Raw genomic sequence first — 3,870 nt, 5'->3', positions numbered from 1 at the left:
CAGATTCCACCTTAAATCCGCCGTCCCGTGGTCGAAGATTGGGGGTAGGCGCAGTCCGATAACGAATGGGTGCCTTGGGTTAGTGAGAACGTGTGGATGATTGTCGATACGTATAAAATTGACGCGGCTCTCCCGTCAGTAGCGCTAATCCAAGGGCCTTACGGAGGTGGAGGCTATGTATACTTCAACATATGTTCTCACCGCAATGGTACTTGGGAAGTTGCCCGAGTGCTTGAGTATGATGGTATAGGTGCGTGGAAATATGACGCTGTATCCCATGTCCTTTCGCTCGCAACTGAATCGGATACACCCGCCACGTTCCAAGTCCAAATTACCGCCAATCTGATTTCTTCATCGCAGAATACTAGCCCCTAGGCTGTCTACCTAAATAGTATCGTTTAATATGGCAGATAAAGCAGCATTCAAAGGAGTTGCTAAGATGTTCCATTCACGTTTTGGACAGTCGTTCGTTTCTGTTTGCGTCGGTACAGCCTTCTTGGTTCTCGCATTGGCAACTTCATCTAGTGCTCGAGCCACGAACATGGAAGACGCTTCAGCCGAAGCTTCTCAGCTTCTGGCCGAAGCCAACGCCAAGATGGCCGCCGAATCCTTCGAGGACGCGGCGCGCTTGGCCTGCAAAATCCAACTGCACCCTGAATCACTCGCCACGCACTTCATCGCTCGGGATCGTCACGGCGGCGACCGCGAAATATGGGCCGAGTCGAAGTAACCGGCGTCGCCGTCTGGGAGTGCGAGACGCAGGGCAATAATCACGGCCACAGTCCGTTGTAGAGAGAGGATGGCCCCGTCAGCCGGCGAATTCGTCCAGAATCGCCTCCAACTGCGGAAGCAGTGCGGGAATATCCTCGCGCGCCGTGGCCCAGATGATCTCCAGATCGAGGTCGAAATAGACATGAATGAGACGGTTGCGCAAGTCGACCATGTCCTGCCACGGGACGGCCGGATGCTTTTTCCGGAACTCCGCGGAGACGCGGCTGGCGGCTTCGCCCATGATCTCGAGGTTGCGGATGATCAGATGCTTGAGCGGCTGGTCGGAGCGAACGGTGGCCAGGCTGCGCCCTGCAACATAAGCCTGGATCTCCCGCGCCGCCTCAGCCATGTGTTGGACCCGAGTCAGATCGGCGTCACGCGACATACTGCACCGCGGCGTTGTTGACGACCTCGTCCCGGAAGTAGCGGCTGAGATCCCGCGGTGTCCGCATGTCCACCTTGCGGCCCAAGATCCCAGATAGCTCGCGCTCCATGCGAACCACATCGAAGAGCGTCGGGACGTGCTTGGGGTCGTATTCGAACAGCACATCCACATCGCTGTCCGGCCCGAACCGGTCAGTCAAAACCGAGCCGAACAGCGCCAGCTTGATGAGATGATGCTTGCGGCAAAAGCCCGCAATCTGTTCGCGATCAACCTCTATGGGCAGGTCCATTTTCGTAAACCTCACAGTTGCTGCTCATTCTGAGTATACCAAATCTTTGGGCAGTCTCCCCATTCGGGATTCCGCCTTTCTTGATTTCGGGAAAGGTTCAGCGCAGTGGGAACAAACTGCGCCCGCAACCGCGCATCAGCGTCTCACCCATCCCCATCCAGCCGTCGAAGCGCGACTTCGTCCTGCTCGCAGCCGGGATGCCGCCATTGCACTACCACAACCTGGCCTACCGGCAAACGGTGCAGGAACGGGGCCTCGCCATCTACCTCGACGTCTCCGGCAGCGTCAACCAACACCTGCCCGAAATCATCGGCCTCCTGCGAAACCTGAGAACAGAACTGAAGACCATCCTCCTGTTCTCCAACAAAGTCGTCGAGGTACCCTTCCGAACCTTCCTCGCCGGACACTTCCAAACCACCTACGGCACCGACTTCAACTGCATCGCCGAACACATCCTCGCCAACCGCTTCGACAAAGCCGTCATCCTCACCGACGGCTACGCAAACATGACAGAGGAGAACCAGGTGCAACTCAAAGTCCGCGAATTCCGAACGCTCACCGTGCTGTTCGGCGGCAAGGCGTGCCCTGCCCCCAATTTATGTACCACTCAGAGTGAGAGGATTTGCCTCGATTCGTTGCGCCGGGCCATCAGCCGTTCCTGAGCGTGGCGGTGGAGATCAGCACGGTCAGTCATTCGCTAGGATAGCGGATGAGCGCAGGGCAAAGCGCAATTGGGGCCGGTGTTATTCGTTGTCCGTGCTGCGGTTTTGTTCCTGAACTCGAGCGGGAATGCAGCTTTGGCGCACTTCGAGGCGGTACTTGCCCAGGCCAAAGGCGCTGGCTTTCCCGACATGCAAAAGTTCGCCCCATAGAAGCGCGGGGAGTAGTGGGGGGGCGATGCCGGGCTCGGCGGTGATTCGGAGAAGGGTGTCGCGGAGGTAGGCGCAGGGGTCAATGCCGTGGCGTTTGGCGCTCTGGATAAGCGTGAAGTAGCGGCGCGGGTGTTTCACAGATGCTGTTTGGTCTCAAATCCGATCAATGTCCCCGTCGTGCTGGAGAAGCGCCGCGTAATGCGCCTCTGCTATTTTGACGCTGTGCCCCATCCATCGCGCAATCTTGAAGATGGACACGCCCTCTTGTACCAGCATGCTGCCGAATGACCGCCGCAGACGTTGAAACGGATCGGCATCCGGCAGGCCTGCGCGTTTGATCGCCGATGTGAGCGCCCGTTTGCAGTCATAGGGATAGCGGTGTTTGCCTTCGTTTTTCCGCCCCGATACAAAGACCGGTCCGCTCTCCTGTCGGAACGGGTGCATCTCACTGAAGATACGACGGTGCATCGGGATTGTGCGTTCCTGCCGGGTCTTGGGTCTGAACCCGTCGCATTCACGAATACGGATAAAAGACGCCTTCGCGTCAAAGACCAGATTCTCCCATCGAAGGAACGCCATCTCAGCGCGCCGCAAACCGGCGAATCCCATAAGTAGAATTGCCCATCTCAACTGCTGGTCATCGCCCGCCGCCTCGAGTAGTTGCTCGATGTCTTGACGGGTGTGAAACGTGATTTCGCGTCGTGTCACAGTGAACCGCTCAACGTGCGCCGCCGGGCTTTCGCCCGTAATCCACCCCATGTTGACGCCGCGCCGCCATATCGCATCAAAGTCTTTGAGTGCGCTGTTACACGTCGTCTCAGACCAGCCCGCTTTGCCCATGGCCTGCCGTCGTCGTTTCATTCGCTCGAAGTCTTGCGGCCGAAAATCGCGCATCCGCTGTGCCTTCGTGAATGTGATGATGGAATTCCACAAATGCCGTTGCACCTCGACCGTTGCTTTGCTTCGATGCTCGATCGCCCAAGCTTCGTATTCTTGCCAGAATTCTCCGACGGTAGGATTCAGCTTGCGGGTCGGCATGAACGCCGGGTCTTGGTACTTGGCATCGCGGATACGTTGCTCGCGTTCTGCCACGTTCTTGACGGTGGTCTTGAGGGATTCACGGAACTTCCGCCCGTTGAAAAAGCCGAGATACCACCATGTGCCCCGTTTGCCGCGTTGCTCGATTCTGCTTCCCATCGGCATGCCCTCCACGGGCTCCCTCCACGGGCTTATGGTGCACAAACGGTGCATAAATGTCAACGGCACAAAAAACAGGCCCAAGGGCTCCTTGCATAAACCCTTAGGCCTGAATAACTTAGTGGTGGAGATGATCGGAATCGAACCGACGACCTCTTGTCTGCCAGACAAGCGCTCTCCCAACTGAGCTACATCCCCAACTTTTCACGTCTCGCCTGTAAACCGTTCAGAGTATAGAAGAAGCCCGAACGAGAGTCAAGTTCGTGAGACAGCCCCTGATCGTTCCAGCTCTATTGTGCGCATATTTTGAAGGCATTCGGCCGTTCCGTGTAGACTTCAAGGCCTATTCAGATTAG

Annotated in this window: 6 protein-coding genes and 1 tRNA gene; 2 read left to right on the top strand and 5 right to left on the bottom strand. The window is 57.0% G+C overall.

Going from position 1 to position 3,870, the window contains the following annotated elements; genetic code table 11:
• Positions 1 to 439: 439 nt before the first annotated feature.
• Entirely contained in the window at positions 440 to 730 is a 291-nt protein-coding gene (locus PLJ71_22575; GenBank protein HQM51473.1) for a hypothetical protein, read from the top strand.
• A 78-nt stretch (positions 731 to 808) separates the two neighbouring features.
• Here the strand turns inward: PLJ71_22575 and PLJ71_22570 are convergent, their stop codons facing one another.
• On the bottom strand, positions 809 to 1,120 hold the full coding sequence (locus PLJ71_22570) for a DUF86 domain-containing protein (GenBank protein HQM51472.1): 312 nt from the start codon (positions 1,118 to 1,120) through the stop codon (positions 809 to 811).
• A 25-nt stretch (positions 1,121 to 1,145) separates the two neighbouring features.
• Complete coding sequence (locus PLJ71_22565; GenBank protein ID HQM51471.1) at positions 1,146 to 1,445, bottom strand: nucleotidyltransferase family protein; 300 nt, start codon at positions 1,443 to 1,445, stop codon at positions 1,146 to 1,148.
• Between the two features lie 80 nt (positions 1,446 to 1,525).
• Between PLJ71_22565 and PLJ71_22560 the strand changes: the two genes are divergently transcribed.
• Positions 1,526 to 2,107 carry a hypothetical protein gene (locus PLJ71_22560; protein ID HQM51470.1) on the top strand — a complete coding sequence of 194 codons (582 nt, stop codon included), beginning with the start codon at positions 1,526 to 1,528 and terminating at the stop codon, positions 2,105 to 2,107.
• Positions 2,108 to 2,188: 81 nt separating this feature from the next.
• Here the strand turns inward: PLJ71_22560 and PLJ71_22555 are convergent, their stop codons facing one another.
• The 3 genes from PLJ71_22555 to PLJ71_22545 form a co-directional block, all read right to left on the bottom strand.
• Positions 2,189 to 2,455, bottom strand: coding sequence for a transposase domain-containing protein (locus PLJ71_22555; protein ID HQM51469.1), 267 nt, complete (start codon positions 2,453 to 2,455; stop codon positions 2,189 to 2,191).
• 15 nt (positions 2,456 to 2,470) lie between these two features.
• Complete coding sequence (locus PLJ71_22550) at positions 2,471 to 3,514, bottom strand: site-specific integrase (protein ID HQM51468.1); 1,044 nt, start codon at positions 3,512 to 3,514, stop codon at positions 2,471 to 2,473.
• A 122-nt stretch (positions 3,515 to 3,636) separates the two neighbouring features.
• Positions 3,637 to 3,712, bottom strand: a tRNA-Ala gene (locus tag PLJ71_22545).
• Between the last annotated feature and the right edge of the window lie 158 nt (positions 3,713 to 3,870).

It is taken from the genome of Candidatus Hydrogenedentota bacterium (genome assembly GCA_035416745.1).
Classification (GTDB): domain Bacteria; phylum Hydrogenedentota; class Hydrogenedentia; order Hydrogenedentales; family SLHB01; genus UBA2224.
Note: the sequence above shows the minus strand (reverse complement) of the source record. Positions and strands in the feature narration are given on the sequence as shown.

Coding starts and splice junctions, on each gene's coding strand:
- PLJ71_22575 (HQM51473.1), top strand. CDS start 440: ATGTTCCATTCACGTTTTGGACAGTCGTTCGTTTCTGTTTGCGTCGGT.
- PLJ71_22550 (HQM51468.1), bottom strand. CDS start 3,514: ATGGGAAGCAGAATCGAGCAACGCGGCAAACGGGGCACATGGTGGTAT.
- PLJ71_22570 (HQM51472.1), bottom strand. CDS start 1,120: ATGGCTGAGGCGGCGCGGGAGATCCAGGCTTATGTTGCAGGGCGCAGC.
- PLJ71_22565 (HQM51471.1), bottom strand. CDS start 1,445: ATGGACCTGCCCATAGAGGTTGATCGCGAACAGATTGCGGGCTTTTGC.